Genomic DNA, 22,106 nt, shown 5'->3' on the forward strand with positions numbered 1-22,106 from the left:
CTGACCTAACAAAAAACACCAAAAAACTGGCATCAACAAAAAACAACCACACCCATGACACGGGACGCCACAAGCGCAGTCAAAAAAACAACAACAAAAACAAAACCACCAAACACACTATTGAGTTCTCAAACAACACCCAATTGATAGGCAACCCTGCCACTATACTCCATGGCACAGGCACGGTCAACTCGCTGCCGCTCCGCGTAGGACCGGCGAGAGTCGTTATGTCTCAACTACTCTACGCGCTCTATCTCCGCTCCGAGACTGGCTAGATTCTCCACGAACAGCGGATAGCCGCGGTCGATGTGAAAGACATCGTGCACCTCGGTGTCACCGTCGGCGACCAATCCGGCGAGCACCAGACCGGCGCCGGCCCGGATGTCCGACGACCACACGGGTGCACTCGATAATTGTGGGAGGCCTCGCACGACCGCATGGTGCCCGTCAGTGCGGGCGTCGGCGCCAAGGCGGATCATCTCCTCGACAAAACGGAAGCGTGCCTCGAACACGTTCTCGGTGATCATCGATGTGCCATCGGCGATCGACGCCAGGCCAATCGCCATCGGCTGCAAATCCGTCGGGAACCCCGGGAACGGCAACGTCGCGACATTGACGGCCTTGGGGCGCTCGTACTGGGTCACCCGAAAACTGTCGTCGGTCTGGGTGACGGTGGCGCCCGCGTCGTGCAGCTTGTGCAGTACAACCTGAAGATGCGCCGGATCAACCCCGGTGACCGTGATGTCACCGCGGGTCATCGCCGCGGCGATGCCCCAGGTGGCCGCCACGATCCGGTCGCCGATCACGCGATGCTCGGTCGGGTACAGCCGGGGTACACCGGTGATGGTCATCGTCGGGGAACCGGCGCCTTCGACCCGCGCACCCATCTGGTTCAACATCGTGCACAGGTCCACCACGTCGGGTTCGCGCGCCGCATTGCGAATTGTCGTGACGCCCTCCGCCAACACCGCAGCCATCAAGATGTTTTCGGTGGCCCCGACTGATGGGAACTCCAACTGAATTTCGGCGCCCCGCAAGCTATCTGCGTGGGCAACGACGCAGCCGTGCTCGATATTGCAGACGGCTCCCAGCTGCCGCAGACCGGCCTGGTGCATGTCCAGCGGCCGTGACCCGATGGCGTCACCGCCCGGCAGAGCGACTTTGGCCCGCTTGCACCGCCCGACGAGCGGGCCGAGCACGCAGACCGACGCTCGGAACTGACGGACCGCGGCGAAGTCGGCGTCGTATTTCGGCTCGTCCGGGGAGGTGATGCGCACGGTTGCCCCGGCCAACTCGACGGTGGCGCCCAGGCCCCTCAACACCTCCGCCATCAGCGGGACATCGAGGATGTCGGGACAGTTGGTGATCGTGCTGGTGCCTTCAGCGAGGAGGGCCGCAGCCATCAACTTGAGAACGCTGTTCTTTGCGCCACCAACAGCGACTTCGCCCGACAACCGACTGCCACCGGTTACCACGAAACGCTCGGCCACCCGCGCTAGTTTAGTGAAGCGGTATCGCCCTGTCAGTCGGCATGGCGGTCAGAGCGGTACGGTTTTTAGTCATGGCAGTACACCTGACCCGCATCTACACCCGGACCGGTGACGACGGAACCACGGGGTTGAGCGATTTCTCACGGGTCTCCAAGAACGACGCGCGGCTGGTGGCATATGCCGACTGCGACGAAGCCAACTCGACGATCGGCGTCGCGCTCGCGTTGGGAAACCCGAAGCAGGAACTAACCGACGTTTTACGGCAGATCCAGAACGACCTGTTCGACGCCGGCGCAGATCTCTCAACCCCTGTCGTGGAGAATCCGAAGTATCCTCCGCTGCGCATCACACAGTCATACATCGACCGACTCGAGAAGTGGTGTGACGAGTTCAACGAGGGCCTGCCAGCACTCAACTCCTTTGTGCTCCCCGGCGGTTCGCCACTTTCGGCGCTGCTGCATGTCGCCCGAACGTCAGTGCGCCGCGCGGAGCGTTCGGCGTGGTCCGCGATCGACCTGCACCCGTCAGACGTCAGCCCGCTACCCGCGAAGTACCTGAATCGATTGTCCGACTTGCTGTTTATCTTGTGCCGCCTGGCCAACCCGGACGGCGACGTGCTGTGGCAACCGGGCGGCGGACGGCGCGAGGGGCCCGACAAGTAACCCCGCAGATCAGGTGCTGCGGCGTCGCGCGCGTGGCGAGGGACGCGATTCCAACCACGATTGGAAGGCGGTGAATGCGCCTCGGTCCAGCGCGATTTCATAGCCCGCCCTACGGTCCTGCGTTGTGTCGCGCAGTTCCAACACAATGATCTCTTCGGTCATGATGTCGAACTCGTCACCGCGTGGCGACCGCCGCGAAACGATCTCCACACCACGCCTGTTGAGCTGACGATCCGGCCACAAGCGAACACTGGACAGTCGGTAGAAGGCGGCATCACTACCCCGGTAGCGAATGACGCCGTGGCGCCATCCATGGCCACCGACCGCCGGGATATCCCGCATGATCGCCGCGGTCCCGCCCTGGCGCAGCTTCCACAAGCGATAACTCAAGGCGACGACGGCAATTCCCAACACCGCGACGAGCACGACCATGGTCATCATGAGCGCGCTCATCGCCGCGGCCCGCTAGTCGAGCGCGCCGACAGCGCGCAGTCTGGCCCGCCCCCTGGCGGCGATGCGGGGATCGTCTGACTCCGAATCCTCTTTGGCCGCAGTCTCATCGATCTCCGACTCAAATTCCGCGGACTCGGCGAGGATGGTGACCCCCTCCTCGGTCACCGACATAAAGCCGCCGTCCACCGCGATGCGCAGGTCGTTCTCGCCCTCACGTTCGACGCGAACCATGGCATCGTCGACCAGCTGCGCCACCAGCGGGATATGCCTTGGCAGGATACCGATCTCGCCAACGGTGGTGCGGGTGAAGATGAACATCGCCTCGCCGGACCAAATCTTCCGGTCGACGGCAACGATCTCCACGTTCATGTCGGCCATGTCAAGCCACCTTTCGCCGCTGGCAAGAACAGATCACAGCTTGGCGCCGAAGCTTTCAGCCTTCTTGGCCAGGTCGTCAAGGCCGCCGATGAGGAAGAACGCCTGCTCGGGCACATGGTCGAAATCGCCCTTTGCGAGCTTGTCGAACGCCTCGATCGTCTCCTTCACCGGCACAGTGGAGCCCGGCTGACCGGTGAATTGTTCGGCCGCCATCATGTTCTGCGAGAGGAACCGCTCGATGCGTCGCGCCCGGTTGACCTGTTGCTTGTCTTCTTCGGATAACTCGTCGATACCCAGAATTGCGATGATGTCTTGAAGGTCCTTGTAGCGCTGCAGGATTCGAATGACTTCCTGCGCCACCCGGTAGTGCTCGTCGCCAACCACTGCGGGGTCCAGGATAGTGGAGCTGGACGCCAACGGATCCACCGCCGGGAAGATGCCCTTGGAGAACACCGACCGGCTCAGCTCGGTCGTGGCGTCCAGGTGCGCGAACGTCGTCGCCGGCGCCGGGTCGGTGTAGTCGTCGGCGGGCACGTACACGGCCTGCATCGAGGTGATGGACTTACCACGTGTCGAGGTGATCCGTTCCTGGAGCTCGCCCATTTCATCGGCCAGCGTGGGCTGATATCCCACCGCCGACGGCATCCGCCCGAGCAGTGTGGACACCTCGGATCCGGCCTGGGTGAACCGGAAGATGTTGTCGATGAACAACAACACGTCCTGGCCCTGCTCGTCGCGGAAGTACTCGGCCATCGTCAATGCCGACAACGCCACCCGCATACGAGTGCCGGGCGGCTCATCCATCTGACCGAACACCAGCGCGGTGTCCTTGAGCACGTCGGCTTCGCCAAGTTCGACCCACAGGTCGTTGCCCTCGCGGGTGCGCTCCCCCACGCCCGCGAACACCGAAGTGCCGCCGAAGTTTCGGGCGATGCGGTTGATCATCTCCTGAATCAGAACCGTTTTGCCCACGCCCGCACCGCCGAACAGCGCGATCTTGCCACCGCGCACGTAGGGCGTCAGCAAGTCGACCACCTTCAGACCGGTCTCGAGCATTTCGGTCCGCGGTTCCAGCTCGTCGAACGGCGGCGGCTTGCGGTGGATCCCCCAGTGGTCGAAGTCTTCTCCGTAGCCTGGCTCGTCCAGGCAGTGGCCCAGCGCGTTGAACACATGGCCCTTGACGCCGTCGCCGACGGGGACGGAAATCGAGTCTCCGGTGTCGGTGACCTCGACGCCGCGCACCAACCCGTCGGTCGGCTGCATCGAGATGGTGCGGACCAAGTTGTCGCCGAGGTGCTGCGCTACCTCCAGCGTCAACGTCTTGGCGAGTGCCTCGAAGGTGACGTCGGCGTGCAGAGCGTTGAACAACTCCGGCACGGAGCCACGGGGAAACTCAACGTCGACAACGGGTCCGGTGATTCGCACCACGCGGCCATTCGTGTCGGTGTTCTTGGAGTTCTTCGAATTCTCGGTGGTAGCAGCCATATCTTCTTCGCTTCCTAATGGGGCTTATTTCGCGGCATCGGCGAGCGCGTTTGCGCCACCTACGATTTCGCTGATTTCCTGGGTGATCTGGGCCTGCCGTTCCCGGTTGGCCTCGAGCGTGAGGGCCTTGATGAGATCGTCAGCATTGTCACTCGCCGACTTCATCGCCCGTTGCCGTGATGCCAGCTCTGAGGCAGCGGACTCGAGGAGCGCCGCATACACGCGGGTGGTCAGATAGCGCGGCAACAGCGAGTCGAACAGCGTCGTCGCATCGGGCTCGAATGAGTACAAGGTGAACGGTCCGGGGTCCTCGACGTACTCCACAACCATCGGGGCGATGCGATGTGCCTCCGCCGACTGCGACATCATCGACTTGAACTCGGTGTAGACAATGTGCAACTCGTCGACCCCAGCAGAGTCCGCCTGCTCCGGATGTTCGCCGTCGTTCTCGGCGCCGGACATGAAGGCGCCTACCAGTGTCTCAGCGATCTTCGCGGCATCCTCGTAGCTGGGCTGCTCCGAAAAGCCGGTCCACGACTCGCTGATGTCCCAGTTTCGGAATTTGTAGTAACCCAGTGCTTTACGTCCGACTGTGTAGAGTACCGGCGTCTTGCCGGCTTCTCGCAGCAGCGAGAAGAGCTCCTCAGCCCGACGGAAGGCGCTGGAGTTGTACGCACCACAAAGGCCGCGGTCAGACGAGACCACCAGCACGCCGGCCCGTTTCGGTTCGGCGTGCTCGACCAGCAGCGGATGGTCCAAAGCGGCTTCGGCGGCCAGGGTGGTGAGCATGTTGGTGATCTCGGTGGCGTAGGGCCGGGCCGCCTGCAGCCGCGTCTGAGCCTTGCCGATACGCGACGTCGCGATCATTTCCTGCGCCTTGGTGATCTTCTTGATCGACCCGGCGGAGCGGATCCGACCCCGCAGTTCACGAAGTGTGGCAGCCATTCTCGATTACTTCTTCTGCTCCGGCGGCGCGGGCTTGTGAACCCGCACAGCTTCTTTCGCCAATTTCTCTTCGTCGAGGGCTTCCACGTGCTCGTCGGGCACCACCGAGCCGCCGCCGGTAGCCGCAAAGCCCTTCTTGAATTCGTTGATCGTCTCGACCAACTTGTTTTCCATGTCCTCGGTGAGTTTCTGGGATTCCCGGATCTCGGACAAGATGCCCCCTTCGGACGCCCGAAGGTGGTCGAGGAACTCGCTCTCGAAGCGACGTACGTCTTCGACTGGAACCGAGTCCAGGTGGCCACCGGTACCGAGGAAGATCGCAACCACCTGCTCCTCAACCGGGACTGGTTCGTTTTGCGGTTGCTTGAGCAGTTCCACGAGTCGAGCGCCCCGCTCCAACTGCGCTTTCGACGTCGCGTCCAAGTCCGAGGCGAAGGCCGCGAACGACTCCAGTTCGCGGAACTGCGACAGGTCCAGCCGCAGCGATCCGGCCACGTCCTTCATCGCCTTGATCTGCGCAGCACCGCCCACCCGGGAAACCGAAACACCGACGTTGATGGCCGGCCGGACGCCCTGGTTGAACAGATCGGACTCCAGGAAGCACTGCCCGTCCGTGATCGAGATGACGTTGGTCGGGATGTAAGCCGAGATGTCGTTGGCTTTGGTCTCGATGACGGGCAGGCCGGTCAATGAGCCGCCACCGAGATCGTCGGAAAGCTTGGCGCAGCGTTCCAGCAGGCGCGAGTGCAAATAGAAGACGTCGCCCGGGTAGGCCTCGCGGCCGGGCGGGCGGCGCAGCAGCAGCGAGATCGCCCGGTAGGCCTCGGCCTGCTTGCTCAGGTCGTCGAACACGATCAGCACATGCTTGCCCTCATACATCCAGTGCTGAGCGATCGCCGAACCGGTATATGGCGCAAGCCATTTGAAGCCAGCAGAGTCAGATGCGGGCGCGGCAACAATCGTCGTGTAGTCCATCGCGCCGCCCTCTTCCAGCGTGTGGTGGACGGAGGCGATCGTGGTGCCCTTTTGCCCGATGGCTACATAGACACACCGCACCTGCTTTTTCTCATCACCGGATTCCCAGTTCTGTCGCTGGTTGAGGATGGTGTCCACGCAGACGGTGGTCTTGCCGGTCTTACGGTCGCCGATGATCAGCTGTCGCTGGCCGCGGCCGATCGGCGTCATCGCGTCGATGGCCTTAATGCCGGTCTGCAGCGGCTCCTTGACGCCCTGCCGCTGCACCACCGACGGAGCCTGAACCTCCAACGCCCTGCGCTCGGCGGCTTCGATGTCACCGCGGCCATCGATCGGGTGGCCGAGCGGATCGACGACTCGACCGAGGAACTCATCGCCGACTGGTACCGACAGCACCTCGCCGGTGCGCTTCACCTGCTGACCCTGTTCAATTTTCTCGAAGTCGCCCAGGATCACCGCGCCGATACTGTGCTCGTCGAGGTTGAGCGCCACGCCCAAAACCCCGCCCGGGAATTCCAGCAGCTCTTGGGTCATCACCGACGGCAAGCCCTCGACGTGCGCAATACCGTCGCCGGTGTCGGTGACAGAGCCGACCTCCTCCCGGGCGGTGTCGGAGGTAAACGAGCTTACGTACTCATCGATCGCGCCCTGAATGTCGTCAGCGGAGATTGTCAACTCTGCCATGGCTTTTCGTTCTTCCTGCTTGTTGATGGACTACGTGGTGTTTCAGTCTGGCAACTGGGTCTGGGCCGCGGCGAGACGAGACGAGAGCGTACCGTCGATGACCTCGTCGCCAACGGTAATCGCGAGCCCGCCGAGCAGCTCGGGGTCGATTTGCATCTGCACCGTCACCGGATGGCCGTACACCCGGCTCAGCACTCGGGTTAGGCGGTCTTGCTGGGCGTCGCTGAGTTCGGCAGCCGCGCTGACGTGCGCGACGACTTCGCCACGTCGAGCCACCGCCACTTCGGCCAGCGTAAGCACCGCGTCCTCGGCCGGTCGTCCCCGCAACAACTCGACTGTCTTGGAGAGCAGTTCGGCCGCGATCGGATTGACTGTGGTGCTTGCGCTCGCCAGTACGTTGCGCAGCAACCGAATCCGGCTGTCGGCCGGAGCTTCGTAGTCGCCGAGCAGGATGGAGAGGCGCGGCTGAGCATCGAGGGTCCGGCTGAACCAGAACAGTTGGTCCTCGACCTCATCCAGCGAGCCGGCATGTTCGGCGCGCGTCAACAATGCGTTCCGCGACACGAGCTCGACCGCTTCGAGCAGATCGTTGCTGGCCGACCAGCGCTGCGAGACGGCCGTTTTGAGGACGTCGAGCGCGGGCTCGCCGACTTTGTCGGACACCAACCGCTCGATCAGCCGGACTCGGGGCGACGGGTCCTCAGCCGGCAAGGTCAGGTAGCGGGTGACGACACTCTCGCGTTCAAACAGTGCGGCGACCGATGTCAATTCATCGGCGAGCGCGGACAGGCCACGGTCGTCAAGATCCTTGGCTATCTCATTGAAGCGCTTCATCACGGCGTCCAGCGACAGTCGGCTAGCCGAACGCATTTTCGCCGATACCGGGTACTGGACCTCCGCCTCGGACGGCGCCATCGCTTCAACCTCGTCGAGGAAGCGGTCGACGGTGGCCGACTGCTGCGCCGAGTCGGCGACGTAGCCACGCACCAATTCGCCTGCCCGCCGCACGGATTCGGCACCGAATTCCTGGCGCAGCTGGCGAACCAACTGCGCTCGCAGTAGCTCGACCTGCTTGGCGCCCTGAACTTTGACGCGCTCGACCTCTGTATCGGCCTGAGCCCGCAATTGTTCGGCAATGCGCTCGGCATCGGCGCGGGCTTCTTCGGTAATCCGCTCCGCCTCCGCCTTGGCGTCTTTGCGCGCTTTGTCGTGGGCTTCGCTCGCTTCCGCGAGCCGATCGGCAGCAGCCGCGGCGTCGTCCAACTGCTGACGCACCACGTTCTGCCGATCGAGCATCATTCTGCGCACCGGCGGCACGACGTAACGCCATACCAGCCACACGATGACGCCGAATCCGAACAGCTGCCCGAGGAATGTCGACATTTTCGCTACCGACCTGACCCGGTGGCTGAGACTGAGGTCGTGACCTCGACGCCGAGGATACGGCTGGCCAACGTGGTGGACATGCTACCCACCCGAGAGAGCAGATCCGCCGCCACCGCGTCCCCCTCCTGCTTGAGTTGCTCGGCGGCGTCCTGCAGCGTCGAGGAAACCTGTTCTTCAGCGCGCGAACGCATTTCGTCGAGAACCTTACGACCGTCCGCCCGAGCGTCGTCGCGGGCCGCCGACGCCTTCACCCGAGCTTTAGACATCAACTTCTCGTAGTCCTCACGCGCGGCGGTGAATTGCTCGGCCGATGCCTTGTTGTCGGCCTGCGTCTTGGTGACCATGTTCTCGCGCTCGTTCAGCACCCTCATGATCGGCGGCACCACGAAGGTGCCGATCACGCCGAGCACGATCAAGAAGATGAGCAGCACAACGAAGAAAGTGCCGTTGGGAAGCAGGAAGTTTCCCTCAGCCTGGCTGGCGGCAGCCAGGACGACAGCGCTCATGTCACCCATCTCGACTATCTACTTGACCGGGGTGGCGAAGACGAACAACGCCATGAAGGCCAGGTTGATGAAGTAGGCGGCCTCGACCAGACCCACGGTGATGAAGAACGGAACGAACAGCCGACCCTGCGCCTCGGGCTGCCGGGCGATACCGGCGATCAGCGCGTTACCGGCGATACCGTCACCGACACCGGCGCCGATCGCGCCACCGGCCATGATTAGTCCACCGCCGATGAGGGCGCCGGCCGCGATTGTGGGGTTCATTGCTTATCCTCCTTGATATTTGGTAAGGGTCTGGGGGTGATGCGGAAGCCGGGGTTTGGGGCCGTCCTAATGCTCTTCCCCTTCCAGCTCCATCGATTGACTGAAGTACAGGACGGTCAGCAGCGCGAAGATGAACGCCTGGATCGCGCCCACGAATAGGTCGAACGCCTTCCAGATCGCGTTGGGCGCCCACATGATGTACGGCGGGAAAAGCGCGATCAGCGCGATCAGGATGCCACCGGCGAACATGTTGCCGAAAAGTCGGAGCGACAACGAGATCGGCTTGGCGACTTCTTCAACCACGTTGATCGGCGAGAAGACCACCCCAACGGCCTTCGGCAGGGTGTTCCACACGTGCCCCTTGAGAATCTTGGCGGGGTACCCAACGGGGCCGCTGCGCCAGATACCGGCCAGGTGGTAGCAGAGGAACACAAACAGCGCCAACGCCAACACATAGTTGATGTCCGACGCCGGCGGGGCGAACAACTCTTTCGGAGCCCCGCCCGCCGGATCGGTGTACTGCACCGGCAGCACCGACAGCCAGTTCGAGATCAGGATATACACGAAGAGCGTGACGGCCAGCGGCAATACAAACGGCGCGATTTTCATCCCGATTGCGGATTCGATCTGGTTGCGCATCTGAATGGTGATCGCCTCGAAGAACAACTGCACGCCGCCCGGCACGCCGGTGGAGGTGACCCTGGACCGCAAGAAGAATGCCAGCCCGATGACGATGACGGCGGCGAGGGCGGCGGACGCCACGGTGTCGACGTTGACGGTCAGGCCGAACCACTGCGCCGTCTCGTGGTGTCCGACCTCGATGGCGCCCTCGGCCAGCAGCATCTCAGTCATCGCTGTTACCTGTCCCTTCAGCAGCGTCGGCGGCGCCGGTGCGCAGCTTCTTCCAGACCGGCAGCGCGGTTGAGGCCACTAGCAAGACCTGAAACAGCGCAAGCCCGAATACCACGCCCAGCCCCTCGGGCCGGAATACGAATGCGACACTCAGCCCGATGACGGTGATGATCATGAGCCGGCTTGCGGAGTTCACCGCCATCTTCTTTTTCAGCGGATGCGCTTCGGCGGTGATCGCCGCAACCGAGCGCTGCACACCGATGGCGTTGAGCAAACCCAGCAGCAGCCCGACTCCGAAGAAAACGCCGACCATTGGATGGTGGAGCGAGCCCGCCGCGACGATCGCAACGACGGTCAGTCCAAGCGAGATGGCGAGGAGACGAATCGGCCGGAAAGCAACCGAGGGAAACACCAACGGCGCGTCTTGCGCTGGCGTTGTCACTGCTGCACCTCAGTCCTCGCTAGGGGGAGTTGCCTGGTTGATCGTGGCGTAGCCCGTTGAGCGTAACGGAGGGCATTCACCGCACTCGCATCACCCAAGGGACAACTCCCCTTTGTCGGTCGTACGTCGGTCCAATCGGAGGCGAATCCGATGGCCGGTGGCCGGCAACCCGCGAGGTTTATTCGGGTTCTACCAGCACCGTATCACATCGTGGGCGATGCTACTACTCTTCGTCGTAGACGTCGTCGCGGCGCTGAAGCAACGGGACCAAGGTGGCGATAACCGCGATCGCGATGGCACCCAGCATCACCGCCGCGCTGTCGCGTGGATTGAAGAAGATTGTGCTCGCGGTGCCGAATGCGACTATGCCCACCCACAAATAGATGATCAGCACGACCCGGCGATGCGAATGACCGATCTGCAACAAGCGGTGATGCAGGTGCATTTTGTCGGGGCTGAACGCGCTGCGACCCGCTCGGGTCCGTCGCACGATTGCCAACAACAGGTCGAGCATCGGCACGAACATGACCGCCACGACCAACAAGAACGGCGACAGCAGAGCAAACACATCGCGGGCGCCGTAAGCGTTCTGCGAAATCGGTCCGGCAGCCGTCGTCGACGCGGCGGCCAACATCAGGCCAATCAGCATCGAACCCGAATCTCCCATGAAGATCTTGGCCGGGTGGAAGTTGTGCGGCAGGAAGCCCAGGCACGCCCCGGCCAGCACCACCGAAATGACCGCCGGCGGGTAAAACAGCACGTCACCCCCGTGGTCGCGCAACAGGCCAACCGAGAACATGCAAATGGCCAATGCCGTAATCAGGCCCAACCCGGCGGCCAGCCCGTCGAGGCCGTCGACGAAGTTCATCGCGTTGACGATCGATACGGTCAACGCCAACGTGAGCAGGATCGAGGAGGCTTGGTCTAACACGATGGTGCCGACGCCGCCGAGCGGGATGTAGAGGACGCTCCAGGCGACACCCATGGTGACCAGCACACTGGCCGCGGTGATCTGACCGGCGAACTTCGTCAGCGCATCCAGACCCCAGCGATCATCGATCAGGCCGATGCCCATGATCACCGCGCCCGACACCAGCACCGCCGGCATACCCGAGGAGTAGACGAAACCGCGTGTGAGAGCGGGCAGTTGAGATGCGAGGAAGACCGCGGCGATGACGCCGAGATACATCGCCAGACCGCCCATCCGTGGCGTCGGCGTGACGTGCACATCGCGTTCGCGTGGATAGGCCACCGCGCCGAGCCGCGTCGCCAGCAGGCGTACGGGCCCCGTCGCAAAGTAGGTGATGATCGCGGCCGTGAGCCCGACGAGCGCCAGTTCACGCAACGGGACACCAGCGCCACGGTCAGACAGAGCGAGCAGACCGCCGGCCAGGTCGTGGGGACCCCTAACCACCCCGAGACCGTACTGCACCACCCTGAGACTGGATTTAATCGCCCACGGCGATCAGCCGGTCAAACTCGCGGCGTCCAGACCGAGCACCGCGGCGATACCCTCGGCGCTGACCGGCCCGGATCGGACAATGCGGGGTTCGGACCCGGTCAGGTCCAGGATGGTCGAGGCGGCCTGCTGCGCGGAAGGGCCGGCGTCGAGATAGACGTCGACGAGGTCGCCGAGCTGCCTGCGGGCGTCGTCGGCGTCGACGGCCGGCGGCGAGCCGGAGACGTTGGCGCTGGATACTGCCATGGGCCCGACCTCGCGCAGCAGCTCAATGGCTACCGGGTGCAGCGGCATCCGCAGCATCACCGTGCCGCGGGCATCGCCGAGGTCCCACTGCAGGGACGGCGCCTGCCGGACCACGAGGCTCAGCGCGCCCGGCCAGAATGCGCGGATCAGGTCACGCATTGCCTGCGACACCATCAACGCAAGACCGTCGATGGTGTGCCAAGAGCCGACCAACACCGGCACGGGCATGTCGCGCCCGCGGCGCTTGGCCGACAGCAGCGCGGCCACGGCCGAGCTGTCGAAAGCATCGGCGCCGATGCCGTAAACCGTGTCCGTCGGAAGAACCACCAGCCGACCGTTTTTGACGGCGCCGGCCGCCGACACGATTCCGTGCGAACGCTGTTCGGGATCGGCGCAGTCGAATACGTCACTCACGAGCGCCGCTCCTCCTCATCGCCTCGCTCTGCATCGTCGCGGCGCGACTCACGAGCGCCGCTCCTCCTCATCGCCTCGCTCTGCATCGTCGCGGCGCGACTCACGAGCCGGCCTTTCGGTGGGCTGTGACGAATCTCGGCCGTCCGGTCAAATCTGATCGGGCCACGACGTCGTCGAAAAATCCTGTGCCGCTGATTAGTTCGGAGGTCAGCGACGACGTGGTGTCGTCGTGCTCGACGGCGAAGCAGCCGCCCGGACGCAACCAACGGCCGGCGAGCCCGACGACGGCGTTGATGACCGTCATTCCGTCCGGTCCCCCGAACACCGCACGTGGTGGATCGTGTTGAGCGACTTCTGGTTCGAGCTCGACGCCGTCGGGCACGTAGGGCGGGTTCGCCACCACCAGGTCGACCTGCCCGTCGAGCTCGGCTAGCAGGCCGGGCTCGGCGGCGTCAGCGCGCAATAGCTCGACCGTGGTGCCTGCCGAGTTTCGGCGGGAGTACCGGAGTGCCGCGTCGGAGTCGTCGATGCCGATCACACGCGCCGCGGGCCAGTGCTGCGCCAGTGCGAGCGCCAGTGCACCCGAACCGGTGCAGACGTCGACGATGACCGGAGCTTTCGGAAGGGATTGCGCAATGGCCCATTCCAGCATGACCTCAGTTTCCGGGCGCGGAATGAAAACGCCAGGCCCAACGAACAGCGTCAGCGGCCCGAATGCGGCTGTGCCGGTGATGTGCTGCAGCGGTACTCGGCGTGATCGCTCCGCGATCGCGGCGTGGTAGCGATCGAAGAAGGTGTCGTCGGGTGAATCGATCAGCGGCAGCCGCCCGCGCTCGGTGCCGGCCAACTGCGCGGCCAGCTCCTCGGCATCGTAGCGTGCGGAGTTGATTCCGGCGTCTGCGAGCAATGTCGTGGCCGAGTCGATCGCGCCCCGCAGTCGAGTCGTCATGCCTGCTGCAGCCGTGATTGCCTGTCGGCCACGCTCAGAGCGTCGAACAGTGCGTCCAGGTCGCCGTCGAGAATCTGATCGAGATTGTGTGCCTTGTAACCGATGCGGTGGTCGGTGATCCGGTTCTCCGGGAAGTTGTAGGTGCGGATGCGCTCGCTGCGGTCCACGGTACGGATCTGGCTGGCGCGATCGGCCGAGGCGTCGGCCAGCGCCTGCTCCTCGGCCAATGCCTGTAAGCGCGCGGCCAGCACCTGCAAGGCTCGAGTCTTGTTCTGCAGCTGCGACCGCTCGTTCTGACAGGTGACGACAATCCCGGTGGGCAAGTGGGTAATTCGCACTGCCGAGTCAGTGGTGTTGACGCCCTGGCCGCCCTTCCCGGATGACCGGTAGACGTCGATGCGCAGGTCGGACTCGTCGATCTGCACCTCGCCGACTTCTTCGGGTTCGGGATAGACGAGCACGCCGGCGGCCGAAGTGTGCACGCGGCCTTGGGATTCGGTGACCGGCACCCGCTGTACCCGGTGTACTCCGCCTTCGAACTTCATCCGCGACCAGACGCCATCGGCCGTGTCGCCCTTGCTGGCGATCGTGAGCGTCGCGTCCTTGTAGCCGCCCAAGTCCGAGTTTGTTTCGTCCAATACCGTCACGGTCCAGCCGTGTCGCTCGGCATAGCGGATGTACATCCTGGCCAGGTCCGCGGCAAAGAGGGCCGACTCTTCGCCGCCCTCACCGGATTTGACCTCGAGCACAATGTCGTCGGCGTCGTGGGGGTCGCGCGGTGCCAGCATGTCGGTGAGCTGAGTGTCGAGCTCGGCGGCGCGTGCTTCCAGTTCGGTGACTTCGTCGACGAACGATGTGTCGTCCGCGGCCAACTCACGTGCGGCCTCGAGGTCTCCGCGCACCGACTCCAGCTTGCGGTGGGTGGCGACGATCGGCGCGAGCTGCGCGAACCGACGGCCGACTTTGCGCGCGTTGGCGGCATTGCTGTGCAGTTCGGGATCGGCCAGCTGACGCTCGAGCTCGGCGTGTTCGGCCAGCAGCGCGTCAATCGCCTGCACGCCCTGCGTCATGCTTCTCCCTTCACAGCGAACCGCTCCGATCCAACAGATCCGAACGCAAAACGACGCCCGGCCTGCGCGGTTTCCGCAACAGTTCGGGCGTCGCTGCAAACTACTGCTCGGCTTTTCGAGCCTCTCCAGCCTCTTTCTCGGCGCCTGCCTTGCGCTTGCCGTAGCGCTTCTCGAAACGAGCTACCCGGCCGCCGCTGTCCAGAATCTTCTGCTTGCCGGTGTAGAACGGGTGGCACTGCGAGCAGACCTCGACCACGATGTGGCCGCTTTCCTTGGTGCTGCGGGTGGTGAAGGTGTTGCCGCACCCGCACAGCACCGTGGTCTCGCCGTAGGCGGGATGAATATCGGATTTCATGATGTCCTCTTCGGTCGTGGTCGCCGGGTCGCCCTACTGAAGCTTGTAATCGGACGTGAACCGGAACCTGAACTTCGGCTGTCGATTATGCCTGGTCAGCCGCTCTCCCCCTAAACGCGCGCAGGCCGCCGCGCATTCCCCGCGCTAACCGGGGCTGAACTGGTGCTTCGCCGACCGGCTAGCCACCGTGTACGTGGTGTCGCGCCCGATGCGGGTCCACAGCAGGCCGCCCTCGGGGGTGGAGCCCCGGGAGCTCAGCTCGCGCTTGAGGATCTTGTTGGTGGCGGTGGACGGCAGGCTCTCGGTGATCCACACGTGGCGCGGCCAGCCCTTCGGCGACAGGTCGGACTGGGCCGCCAGGAACTCGCCGAACTCGCCGGGCGTCAGCTCGGCATCGTCCGCCAACACCAACGCCGCCATCACCTGGTCCCCCACCTGCTCATCGGGTACCGCGTACACCGCCACCTGGCTGACCGCCGACAGCCGCTGCAGGATTCGCTCGATGGGCGCCGTCGTCATGTTCTCGCCGTCGACCCGCAGCCAATCTCCGCTGCGCCCGGCGAAATAGATCCAGCCGTCCGCGTCGCGGTAGGCCAGGTCGCCCGACCAGAACATGCCGTGGCGGAGTCGCGCGTCGGTGGCGTCTTTGTCGTTGTAGTAGCCGGCGAACAAGCCGGCGCCGGACGTGTTGACCAGTTCGCCGATCGCTTCGTCGGGGTTGATCAGCGCGCCGTCATCGTCGAATCGGGCCACCGCGCATTCGGTGAGCGTGTCCGGGTTGTAAATGCTCACGCCGGGAAAGCCTTGGCCCAGTGAGCCTGCGGGGCAGCCGTCTTCGCGGGTGATGATGATAGCGCCTTCGGTGGAGCCGAAGCCGTCCCATACCGTGCAATCGAAACGCCGGCTGAATTCGGCGATGTCGCGGTCGCTTGCCTCGTTGCCGAATGCGACCAGCAGCGGGTTTTCCGCATCGTCGGGCTGTTCGGGGGTGGCCAGCACGTAGGCCAGCGGCTTGCCGACGTAGTTCATGTAGGTCGCGCCGTACCGGCGTAGATCGGGCAGCAAACCCGATGCCGAGAACGTAGCTGGCACCATCGCCGCGCCGGAGCCGACCGCCACGCTCCAGCCGGCCAACAGCGCATTGGAGTGAAACAGCGGCATCGACAAGTAGCAGACGCCGGACGAATCGACCTCGAACCGCTCAATCAGGTTGGCGCCGGCGAAAATCACGGTCAGGTGGGTGACCCGGACCGCCTTGGGTTCGCCGCTGGTGCCCGAGGTGAAGATCATCATGAGGGTGTCGGTGGGCTCGACCTCGCGATGCGGCACGAGCGGCCCGGCGGCTGCCAGCAGACCAGACCACTCGTCGGTGGAGATGTCGATGACGCGGACGCCGGGCAGATCCAGCCCGTCGAGCAGTGCGCGGTGCGCAGGGTCGGTGAGCAGTATCTGGCAGTCGGCCCGCAGGATGTCCTTGGCCAGGGCCGCGCCCCGACGGGTGTCGTTGATGCCGCACAACACGTATCCGCCCAGTGCCGCCGCGGCCATCGCGGTGAGCATCTCGGGCGTATTGCCCAGCAGCGCACCGACGTGCAAGGACCGTGGGGGGTCGGCGATCCCGATCAATGCGGCGGCCTCAGCCGAGGCGTCCGCCAGATGCTCGCGCCAGCTCCACACCCGGTCGCCGTATTTCACTGCCGGACTGGCGTCGCCAATGCGAGTGCGAAGCAGTTGCTGAATAGTGTCCGCCACGGCTCACCACTTTCCCGTCGGTCCCGACAGGCTGGCACGTTACCGGCGCAGCGTCAGTACCTAGGCGGAAGGGCGATGTTGGTCGACCGCGGTGATGTGCTAACTGGTCAGTCGTTGTCGTTACCCGGTGTCGTCTTGGACACCTGGACCAGGAATTCGTAATTGGTCTTGGTCTTGCGCAGCTGCGACATCAGCAAGTCGATGGCTTGGTGAGAATCCAGCCCCGACAGCACTCGGCGCAACTTGTGCACGATGCCGAATTCGTCTGGCGACAAGAGCAATTCGTCCTTACGGGTACCCGACGGGTTCACGTCGACGGCGGGGAACACCCGGCGTTCGGAGATCTTACGGTCGAGCTTGAGCTCGGCGTTACCGGTGCCCTTGAACTCCTCGAAGATCACTGTGTCACCGGTGGATCCGGTCTCGACCATCGCCGTGGCGATGATGGTCAGCGATCCGCCTTCCTCGATGTTGCGGGCGGCGCCAAGGAATCGCTTCGGCGGGTAGAGCGCCGTGGAGTCGACACCACCGGACAGGATGCGGCCCGACGCGGGCGACGCGTTGTTGTAAGCGCGGCCCAGTCGGGTGATCGAGTCGAGCAGCACGACGACGTCCTTGCCCTGCTCGACCAGGCGCTTCGCGCGCTCGATCGCCAGCTCGGCGACCGCCGTGTGGTCCGTCGGCGGCCGGTCGAACGTCGAGGCGATGACCTCGCCCTTGACCGAACGCGTCATGTCGGTGACCTCTTCAGGCCGCTCGTCGACGAGCACGACCATCAGGTGGCATTCGGGATTGTTCTTGGTGATCGCGTTGGCGATGTCCTGCAGAATCGTCGTCTTACCGGCCTTCGGCGGCGACACGATCAGTGCGCGCTGACCCTTCCCGATCGGCATGATCAGGTCGATGACGCGGGTGGTCAGCCGGTCGGGGGTGGTTTCCAGGCGCAGCCGCTGGTTCGGGTACAACGGCGTCAGCTTGTTGAAGTCGGGACGCTTCTTGGCGTCTTCGACCGGTCCGCCGTTGACGGTGTCCAAGCGCACCAGCGGGTTGAACTTCTGCCGCTGGTTGGGCTGCTCGCCGTCCTTGGGCACCCGCACCGCGCCGGTCACGGCGTCGCCCCGGCGTAAGCCGTTCTTACGCACCATGTTCATCGAGACGTAGACGTCATGCGGGCCGGCGAGATAACCGGAAGTGCGCACGAACGCGTAATTGTCGAGAACGTCGAGGATGCCGGCGACCGGCTGGACGACGTCGTCTTCGCGTAGTTCGGTGTCACCGCCGCCGCCGTCGCCCGGGCGATCACCACGACGCCGGCGTTCGCGGAATCGGCGCCCTCGTCGGCCGCCGCGCCCGTCACCGTCGTCGTCTTGCTGGTTCGAGCCGCCGCGGTTTTGTTGTCCGCCCGAGCCCTGTTGATCGCCGCCCTTGTCGGACTCTTTTTCGGAGTCTTTGTTGGAGTCGCGCTCCTCCGACTTGGTGTCCTCGCGGGCCGGCCTGTCAGTGCTCTGGTCGGTCTTTTCGGCCCGGCTGTGCGGCTCGGCTTGGTTCGCCGATGATCCCTCTTCGCGGGAATCAGCGCGGGTTGTGTCGTCGGCGGTGGCCTCGGTGTGGTTGGCCGGAGCCTCGCCCGCGTGATTGTGTGACTCGCTGCTGGTCGTGCCGTTGGCGGGTGCACCGTTGGCGTGCCCTCGGCGGCTTTCCCGAATCGCGGCGATTAGTTCGTTCTTACGCATCCCGGATGTGCCCTTGACGCCCGCCCGATTGGCCAATGCGCGCAGTTCGGGCAACACCATGGTGGACAGCGAACCGTCCGACGCACTGGTGTTGGCGGCTGTCGCCGACCCGGATGCGTCGTGGTCGGCGGAAGTGTCGGTGGTCACGGAGTCGGACAGCTTGTGGTTTTCGGTGCTGTCGTCAGCCGTAACGAGGTCCGTTTCAGTCACGGATTTCCTTTCTTCCCTCGCTGATCGAATCAAGCGAGGGGTTCGTTGCATTCAGCCAAATCGCCGAGTGCTAACAAAAATCGACTCTGCAACGGTGATCGCCCCGATTGGCGGTGTTTAATGGCGAACCATCGTCCCCGAGAAGAATTTGGTGTTCGTCCTAGTGTCTACGCAGACTCAGAGGCTGCAATTGCTGGACGGCTCCGAGGATAACCTGCTTCGCTGCCGGAAGCAAGAAGCCCCTCACCACCCTAGTCGGCGCTAGCTGCGGACGGGTACTCCGGAACTCCAGCGGACTCCGTCACCGGCCGTCATCTCGCTGACCGCAAACCCGTTTGCGGTGGCGTACTCGAGCGCCTCGGCGGGGAACTCGGAAGCCGTGCTCAGAGCAATCACCGCTGGACCGGCGCCAGATAGCACAGCCGCAATCTCATAACGCCGCAACAGTCGAAGGTATTCCGCCGACACCGGCATCGCGGGTGCACGCTGCGGTTGATGCAGCAGGTCCTCGGTGGCGGCCATCAGCAGGTCGGGCCGCTCAGTGAGCGCAACTACCAGCAGCGCAGCGCGGCTGAGATTGAAGCGGGCGTCGTCGTGGCTGACCTGCGCGGGCAGCAACACCCGCGCCTCCGCCGTCGACGAGCGCTGCTCGGGAATGGCAGGAAACAGCCGGATGTCGGGATGTAGCCGCAGCGACACGGCCGAGTAGCCGGGCGGATCGGCAGTGCGGTCGGTCCAGGAAACCACCGCGCCCCCGAGCACCGACGCGCCGGCGTTGTCGGGATGCCCTTCGAATTCCGATGACAACTGAATAAGCTGGGTCTGGCTCAAAGGAGTCGAACCCGCTTGTGCGACAAGTCCATTTACGGCGGCAAGGCCGCCGACCACGGCTGCCGCCGACGAGCCGAGACCCCGCGAGTGCGGAATGGCGTTACAACACCGCACTTTCAGGCCGGGCGCGCTGACGCCAGCCGCCTGCAGCCCGCGCTCGACGGCCCGAACCACCAAATGGCCGGGGCCGAGCGCCAACTCACCGGCGCCCTCGCCGTCGACTTCTACGACAAGGCCGGAATCCGTTGTTTCGACGATGATTTCGTCGTACAGGCTCAACGCCAACCCGATGCTGTCGAAGCCCGGACCGAGGTTGGCGCTGGACGCCGCGACCACCGAACTGGCCAGCAGCCCGGCAGGCAGCATCTGGTTCACTAGACGAGCCCCAGCTTCGCGACGACGGCGACGGGGTCGACGGGCAGCGGCGACACGCTCGGCATGTCCCGCAGCGCAGTGTCGGGATCTTTGAGGCCGTTGCCGGTCACGGTGCAGACCACGGTCGATCCCGGCGCCACCCAGCCGTCGTCGACGGCTTTGAGAAGACCGGCGATGCTTGCCGCCGACGCCGGTTCCACGAAGACACCTTCGGCACCGGCTACCAGGTGATACGCGGCCAGGATCTCGTCGTCGGTGGCGGCCAGGAAGCGCCCTTTGGACTGCTGCTGCGCCTCGACGGCCGGCGCCCACGACGCCGGTGAGCCGATGCGGATCGCGGTGGCGATGGTCTCGGGGTGGCTGACCGGTTCGCCATGCACCAACGGCGCTGCACCGGCCGCCTGGGTGCCCAGCATGCGCGGCAGCTTGTCGATCACGCCATCGGCGTGGTACTCCCTGTAGCCCTTCCAATAGGCCGTGATGTTGCCGGCGTTGCCGACCGGCAGCGCGTGCACGTCCGGGGCGCCGCCCAGCGCGTCGACGATCTCGAACGCCGCGGTCTTCTGGCCTTCGATGCGCAGCGGGTTGACCGAGTTGACCAATGAGATCGTCGGGAAGTCGGCGACGATCTTGCGGGCGAGCTCTAGGCAGTCGTCGAAGTTGCCGTCGATCTGGATGACCTTGGCGCCATGCATCACGGCCTGCGCCAGCTTGCCCATCGCGATCTTGCCTTGCGGGATCAGTACCGCGCAGGTGATGCCGGCGCGGGCGGCGTAAGCCGCCGCCGAGGCAGACGTGTTCCCGGTCGACGCACACAGCACGGCCTGCTGCCCGCGGGCCACCGCGTCAGTGACGGCCATCGTCATGCCGCGGTCCTTGAATGAGCCGGTGGGATTGAGGCCCTCGACCTTGAGATGAACCGTGCAGCCGGTCTTTGCCGAGAGCCTGGTTGCCGGTATCAGCGGGGTGCCGCCCTCCAACAAGGTGACGGGAGCCCAGTCGTCGCCGATCGGTAGCCGATCCCGATAGGCCGCGATCACACCCGGCCACGGCCGATGAATGCCGGTCTTGGCGGCGCTTGCCGGGCTCATTCGCTGGTTCCTTCCAGCCGCAGGACGCTGGACACACCCTGTACCACGTCGAGATCAGCCAGGGCATCGACGGTTTCGGACAGTGCGGCGTCGGTGGCGCTGTGGGTGACCACCACGATGCGGGCTCCTACCCGGTGCCCGCCCTCGCCGACGACACCTTCCTGGCGAACTTCGGCGATGCTGACTTCGCGCTTGGCGAATTCTGCCGCAACCGAGGACAATACGCCCGGCTTGTCAGCAACGTTCATGCTCACGTAGTAGCGGGTAGAGATGAAACCCATTGGCGCGATCGGTAGTTGAGCGTACTTCGACTCCTTCGGCCCGCGGCTGCCCAACACCCGGTTACGGGCGGCCATCACCAAATCGCCGGTCACTGCCGATGCGGTCGGCGCTCCGCCGGCACCCTGACCATAGAACATCAGTCGACCCGCGGCCTCCGCCTCGACCACCACGGCGTTGAAGGCGCCGCTGACCGTAGCAAGCGGATGCGACAACGGCACCAGCGCCGGGTAGACCCGAGCCGAAATCCGCTGCTGCCCATCGTCGGTCGTGATTCGCTCGCAAATCGACAGCAACTTGATCGTGCAGCCCAATGCCCGCGCGGACGCGAAGTCATCCGGGGTGATCGAGGTGATGCCCTCGCGGTAGACGTCGTCGGCGGTCACCCTGGTGTGGAACGCGATGGACGCGAGGATCGCGGCTTTCGCTGCGGCGTCATAGCCTTCGACGTCCGCGGTGGGATCGGCCTCGGCGTAGCCGAGTGCGCTCGCGTCGGCCAGCGCGCGCTCGTAGTCGACGCCGGTGCTGTCCATCTCGGAGAGGATGTAGTTGGTGGTGCCGTTGACGATCCCGGCTACCCGCTGCACCGTGTCGCCGGCCAGCGACTGGGTCAGCGGCCGGATCACCGGGATGGCACCCGCCACGGCAGCCTCGAAATACAGGTCCACATGCGCGCTTTCAGCAGCTTGCGCGAGCTCTCCGGCAGCGACCGACAGCAGAGCTTTGTTCGCCGTCACGACAGATTTGCCATGCTCCAGCGCGGACAGGATCGCCTTGCGCGACGGCTCGACCGGCCCCATCACCTCGACGACGATGTCGA

General features: G+C 64.5%; 23 protein-coding genes. 2 read left to right on the forward strand and 21 right to left on the reverse strand.

Translation table 11 applies throughout. The features are described 5' to 3' along the window. Positions 1–275: hypothetical protein (locus tag VKI00_RS21645; protein ID WP_324441065.1), on the forward strand; the 275-nt coding region annotated here is incomplete at its 5' end. Here VKI00_RS21645 and murA read toward each other — a convergent pair. Then, on the reverse strand, positions 237–1,490 hold the full coding sequence (murA, locus tag VKI00_RS21650) for a UDP-N-acetylglucosamine 1-carboxyvinyltransferase (RefSeq protein ID WP_324441067.1): 1,254 nt from the start codon (positions 1,488–1,490) through the stop codon (positions 237–239). The genes VKI00_RS21645 and murA overlap by 39 nt on opposite strands. A 71-nt stretch (positions 1,491–1,561) precedes the next feature. Here murA and VKI00_RS21655 point away from each other — a divergent pair, with 71 nt between their 5' ends. Then, positions 1,562–2,152: a cob(I)yrinic acid a,c-diamide adenosyltransferase gene (locus tag VKI00_RS21655; RefSeq protein WP_324441069.1), complete on the forward strand. Its 591-nt coding sequence runs from the start codon at positions 1,562–1,564 to the stop codon at positions 2,150–2,152. 9 nt (positions 2,153–2,161) lie between these two features. Here VKI00_RS21655 and VKI00_RS21660 read toward each other — a convergent pair whose 3' ends face one another. The 20 genes from VKI00_RS21660 to VKI00_RS21755 all read right to left on the reverse strand — a co-directional run. After that, on the reverse strand, positions 2,162–2,605 hold the full coding sequence (locus tag VKI00_RS21660; RefSeq protein WP_324441071.1) for a DUF2550 domain-containing protein: 444 nt from the start codon (positions 2,603–2,605) through the stop codon (positions 2,162–2,164). A gap of 12 nt (positions 2,606–2,617) precedes the next feature. After that, a complete protein-coding gene (locus VKI00_RS21665) occupies positions 2,618–2,983 on the reverse strand; it encodes a F0F1 ATP synthase subunit epsilon (RefSeq protein ID WP_324441073.1) in 366 nt (121 codons plus the stop codon). Between the two features lie 33 nt (positions 2,984–3,016). Next, on the reverse strand, positions 3,017–4,468 hold the full coding sequence (atpD, locus tag VKI00_RS21670) for a F0F1 ATP synthase subunit beta (RefSeq protein WP_324441075.1): 1,452 nt from the start codon (positions 4,466–4,468) through the stop codon (positions 3,017–3,019). Between the two features lie 24 nt (positions 4,469–4,492). Further along, the gene (locus VKI00_RS21675) at positions 4,493–5,413 is read right to left on the reverse strand and encodes a F0F1 ATP synthase subunit gamma (protein ID WP_324441078.1); all 921 of its coding nucleotides are present in this window, start codon (positions 5,411–5,413) and stop codon (positions 4,493–4,495) included. A gap of 6 nt (positions 5,414–5,419) precedes the next feature. Continuing rightward, entirely contained in the window at positions 5,420–7,072 is a 1,653-nt protein-coding gene (gene atpA / locus VKI00_RS21680) for a F0F1 ATP synthase subunit alpha (protein ID WP_324441080.1), read from the reverse strand. 42 nt (positions 7,073–7,114) lie between these two features. Continuing rightward, positions 7,115–8,455 (reverse strand): F0F1 ATP synthase subunit B/delta, encoded by a 1,341-nt coding sequence (locus VKI00_RS21685; RefSeq protein WP_324441082.1) that lies wholly within the window; start codon positions 8,453–8,455, stop codon positions 7,115–7,117. 5 nt (positions 8,456–8,460) lie between these two features. Beyond that, the gene (locus VKI00_RS21690; RefSeq protein WP_324441083.1) at positions 8,461–8,973 is read right to left on the reverse strand and encodes a F0F1 ATP synthase subunit B; all 513 of its coding nucleotides are present in this window, start codon (positions 8,971–8,973) and stop codon (positions 8,461–8,463) included. A gap of 9 nt (positions 8,974–8,982) precedes the next feature. After that, on the reverse strand, positions 8,983–9,228 hold the full coding sequence (locus VKI00_RS21695; protein ID WP_324441085.1) for a F0F1 ATP synthase subunit C: 246 nt from the start codon (positions 9,226–9,228) through the stop codon (positions 8,983–8,985). A gap of 66 nt (positions 9,229–9,294) precedes the next feature. Then, complete coding sequence (gene atpB, locus VKI00_RS21700) at positions 9,295–10,080, reverse strand: F0F1 ATP synthase subunit A (RefSeq protein ID WP_324441088.1); 786 nt, start codon at positions 10,078–10,080, stop codon at positions 9,295–9,297. Then, positions 10,073–10,522, reverse strand: a complete 450-nt coding sequence (locus VKI00_RS21705; RefSeq protein WP_324441090.1) for an ATP synthase subunit I — start codon at positions 10,520–10,522, stop codon at positions 10,073–10,075. Before VKI00_RS21705 ends, atpB begins: the two co-directional genes overlap by 8 nt. Positions 10,523–10,745: 223 nt before the next feature. Beyond that, positions 10,746–11,954, reverse strand: a complete 1,209-nt coding sequence (locus tag VKI00_RS21710; RefSeq protein ID WP_324441092.1) for an MraY family glycosyltransferase — start codon at positions 11,952–11,954, stop codon at positions 10,746–10,748. A gap of 33 nt (positions 11,955–11,987) precedes the next feature. Then, positions 11,988–12,641 (reverse strand): L-threonylcarbamoyladenylate synthase, encoded by a 654-nt coding sequence (locus VKI00_RS21715; RefSeq protein ID WP_324441094.1) that lies wholly within the window; start codon positions 12,639–12,641, stop codon positions 11,988–11,990. 100 nt (positions 12,642–12,741) lie between these two features. Continuing rightward, positions 12,742–13,590, reverse strand: coding sequence for a peptide chain release factor N(5)-glutamine methyltransferase (gene prmC / locus VKI00_RS21720; RefSeq protein ID WP_324441096.1), 849 nt, complete (start codon positions 13,588–13,590; stop codon positions 12,742–12,744). Further along, positions 13,587–14,660 carry a peptide chain release factor 1 gene (prfA, locus tag VKI00_RS21725; RefSeq protein ID WP_324441098.1) on the reverse strand — a complete coding sequence of 358 codons (1,074 nt, stop codon included), beginning with the start codon at positions 14,658–14,660 and terminating at the stop codon, positions 13,587–13,589. Before prfA ends, prmC begins: the two co-directional genes overlap by 4 nt. 100 nt (positions 14,661–14,760) lie before the next feature. After that, positions 14,761–15,015 carry a 50S ribosomal protein L31 gene (gene rpmE, locus VKI00_RS21730; RefSeq protein WP_324441100.1) on the reverse strand — a complete coding sequence of 85 codons (255 nt, stop codon included), beginning with the start codon at positions 15,013–15,015 and terminating at the stop codon, positions 14,761–14,763. A gap of 144 nt (positions 15,016–15,159) precedes the next feature. Beyond that, positions 15,160–16,767: a fatty-acid--CoA ligase FadD1 gene (fadD1, locus tag VKI00_RS21735; RefSeq protein WP_324441102.1), complete on the reverse strand. Its 1,608-nt coding sequence runs from the start codon at positions 16,765–16,767 to the stop codon at positions 15,160–15,162. A 107-nt stretch (positions 16,768–16,874) separates the two neighbouring features. Continuing rightward, positions 16,875–18,710 (reverse strand): transcription termination factor Rho, encoded by a 1,836-nt coding sequence (rho, locus tag VKI00_RS21740; RefSeq protein ID WP_324441104.1) that lies wholly within the window; start codon positions 18,708–18,710, stop codon positions 16,875–16,877. A 261-nt stretch (positions 18,711–18,971) separates the two neighbouring features. Further along, the gene (gene thrB / locus VKI00_RS21745) at positions 18,972–19,907 is read right to left on the reverse strand and encodes a homoserine kinase (RefSeq protein WP_324441106.1); all 936 of its coding nucleotides are present in this window, start codon (positions 19,905–19,907) and stop codon (positions 18,972–18,974) included. An 8-nt stretch (positions 19,908–19,915) separates the two neighbouring features. Further along, positions 19,916–21,007, reverse strand: a complete 1,092-nt coding sequence (thrC, locus tag VKI00_RS21750) for a threonine synthase (RefSeq protein WP_324441108.1) — start codon at positions 21,005–21,007, stop codon at positions 19,916–19,918. Further along, a partial coding sequence (locus VKI00_RS21755) for a homoserine dehydrogenase (RefSeq protein WP_324441110.1) occupies positions 21,004–22,106 on the reverse strand: 1,103 nt, incomplete at its 5' end. The genes VKI00_RS21755 and thrC, both read right to left, overlap by 4 nt.

This window comes from Mycobacterium sp. (genome assembly GCF_035314665.1).
GTDB lineage: Bacteria > Actinomycetota > Actinomycetes > Mycobacteriales > Mycobacteriaceae > Mycobacterium.

Coding starts and splice junctions, on each gene's coding strand:
- VKI00_RS21655 (WP_324441069.1), top strand. CDS start 1,562: ATGGCAGTACACCTGACCCGCATCTACACCCGGACCGGTGACGACGGA.
- VKI00_RS21660 (WP_324441071.1), bottom strand. CDS start 2,605: ATGAGCGCGCTCATGATGACCATGGTCGTGCTCGTCGCGGTGTTGGGA.
- VKI00_RS21665 (WP_324441073.1), bottom strand. CDS start 2,983: ATGGCCGACATGAACGTGGAGATCGTTGCCGTCGACCGGAAGATTTGG.
- atpD (WP_324441075.1), bottom strand. CDS start 4,468: ATGGCTGCTACCACCGAGAATTCGAAGAACTCCAAGAACACCGACACG.
- VKI00_RS21675 (WP_324441078.1), bottom strand. CDS start 5,413: ATGGCTGCCACACTTCGTGAACTGCGGGGTCGGATCCGCTCCGCCGGG.
- atpA (WP_324441080.1), bottom strand. CDS start 7,072: ATGGCAGAGTTGACAATCTCCGCTGACGACATTCAGGGCGCGATCGAT.
- VKI00_RS21685 (WP_324441082.1), bottom strand. CDS start 8,455: ATGTCGACATTCCTCGGGCAGCTGTTCGGATTCGGCGTCATCGTGTGG.
- VKI00_RS21690 (WP_324441083.1), bottom strand. CDS start 8,973: ATGGGTGACATGAGCGCTGTCGTCCTGGCTGCCGCCAGCCAGGCTGAG.
- VKI00_RS21695 (WP_324441085.1), bottom strand. CDS start 9,228: ATGAACCCCACAATCGCGGCCGGCGCCCTCATCGGCGGTGGACTAATC.
- atpB (WP_324441088.1), bottom strand. CDS start 10,080: ATGACTGAGATGCTGCTGGCCGAGGGCGCCATCGAGGTCGGACACCAC.
- prmC (WP_324441096.1), bottom strand. CDS start 13,590: ATGACGACTCGACTGCGGGGCGCGATCGACTCGGCCACGACATTGCTC.
- prfA (WP_324441098.1), bottom strand. CDS start 14,660: ATGACGCAGGGCGTGCAGGCGATTGACGCGCTGCTGGCCGAACACGCC.
- rpmE (WP_324441100.1), bottom strand. CDS start 15,015: ATGAAATCCGATATTCATCCCGCCTACGGCGAGACCACGGTGCTGTGC.
- thrB (WP_324441106.1), bottom strand. CDS start 19,907: ATGCTGCCTGCCGGGCTGCTGGCCAGTTCGGTGGTCGCGGCGTCCAGC.
- thrC (WP_324441108.1), bottom strand. CDS start 21,007: ATGAGCCCGGCAAGCGCCGCCAAGACCGGCATTCATCGGCCGTGGCCG.